Origin of the sequence: Aquimarina celericrescens (assembly GCF_042682765.1) — a bacterium.
Classification (GTDB): Bacteria; Bacteroidota; Bacteroidia; order Flavobacteriales; family Flavobacteriaceae; genus Aquimarina; species Aquimarina celericrescens.
In genome coordinates, this window is record NZ_JBHUHY010000023.1 from 1 (window position 1) to 1,750 (window position 1,750).

The 1,750-nt window shown below is 34.0% G+C and carries 2 pseudogenes; both read right to left on the reverse strand.

The window, feature by feature from the left end:
- A pseudogene (locus tag ACFSJT_RS17870) lies at positions 1–357 on the reverse strand (hypothetical protein); the annotation flags it as partial.
- 130 nt (positions 358–487) lie between these two features.
- Positions 488–1,750 (reverse strand): annotated as a pseudogene (locus ACFSJT_RS17875) (hypothetical protein); the annotation flags it as partial.

A 1,750-nucleotide genomic window follows, 5' to 3' on the forward strand; every position in this document is an offset into this window, starting at 1 on the left:
AGCTTTTAAATAATAAGAACCACTGCTCCAACTAGAATCTATCTTGATGTTTCCTCTAAAACTACCTCTCGAACCAAAAAATAAACCCTTATACAACTCTTGGCCATCTTCATTAAAAAGTTGAATGTTGAAATTGGTAGAACCATTAGATGGAAGCTGCTTACCGCGATCAAAAGCATAGCCCTTAAACCAAATCTCTTCACCATTTATATAGGTGCTTTTATCTAAATGTAAAAATAAACTCTCCCTGGGAACGCTAAAGTAATCGGCATTCGCTTTGGCCGGTATCACAGCGTCTTGAGCGTGTGAAAAAAAAGCTAAAAATAAGAATAAACAGAGTTGTTGAAAATGTTTCATAAATCCATTATTGTCTTTAAAATAAAAATACTGAAACCTTGGGTTTAAACTTATTGTATATTAAATATTTAACTAAAGTTTTAGTAAAATTTAGTATAAGATTTTATTTGTTCCTGTAAATACTCTTATGTTAGTTTACCTTTATTGTTTGTCTTTTTGAGATTAAGCTCCCATCGCTACCTAGGCCTTCAATAAAAAAAGTAATATGATCTAGCCCTGTATTTTTAATCATAAATTTTCCCTTGCCCTTATCATTAAAATCTATCCAGGGTTGCCAGTGAATTACACCATAATCTATAAAACCCGAATCTGAATAATTGGCATATCCGGGATTGTAAAACTCTTTTACTGGTTCGTAACCCTTTTTCATCTTGATTTCTAGAGAATTATAATTAAAGTCAATTTGTGATGGTATTGGAATTTTTCTGGTATATATTCGAATAGATCCGCCCGCTCCTCCTCTGGCTCCCAGGCCATAGCTTGTTCTATCAATATAGATTCTATCTACCTCTGAAGTCCTCATAATAGCCAGTAAGCTAGAATCACCTACAAGTTCTGTGTTGTCTATAAATACAGGTATTTCTTTGGCGGCAAGAATAGAATTAGGTAATCGATCATAGATTACTACTTCAGAAGAATATGGAGCTAAATCCCTAATCCAAAACTTTCCTGTTGATTTTATATAATCTAATATCGAAGGAAAATCCTCTGCCATACGTTTAGTAATTTTCTTAGAGTTACGATTAAAATATTTGATCATAGGTATCGTACTCGATTTTTCTTCTTTCTTTTTATCTGCTTTTAACAACACTTCATCTAAAACCTGTGTCCTGTTAGTAATAAATCCTCTGGGAATTTCTAAATTCCTAATTACACCCTTGCGGTAGAAGATGTTCTTTGATTGCAATAAATCCCGACGTAATGGGGTAATTCGTTGTTCTAACTGAGTTTCGAAGTATAATGTAGGCTTTACAAAAGAGTCATCATACATCACACCCGAGAGTCTTATCGTTTCTCCTTTCTCCGGAAAAAAATTAGGAAGCTCAAAAGCTCCTGTTTCGTCAACGTCTATAAAACGAGCCTTCTGATATTTGGTAGGGTGTATGTATACTTTGGCTACATTTTCTTTGCTTTTACCCTGTATCTTTCCTTTTAATCTAAAGCCTTGATTAAAATCAAACATCGGTTTGGGTGGTTTTGTGAAAATCCTATTCCAGCTATACTTGCTCCAACCCTGAGTCACTAACAATATGTCCAAGTTATATTTTCTTTTTTGGTCTTTATTGGCAAAATAATACTTCTCATCCTCTATAAAACCTCTGATATAAGGGCGTAATAGCATCGCAGAATAGATATTATCATTGGGAACATAAGACTTGGTCTCCTCAGGAAG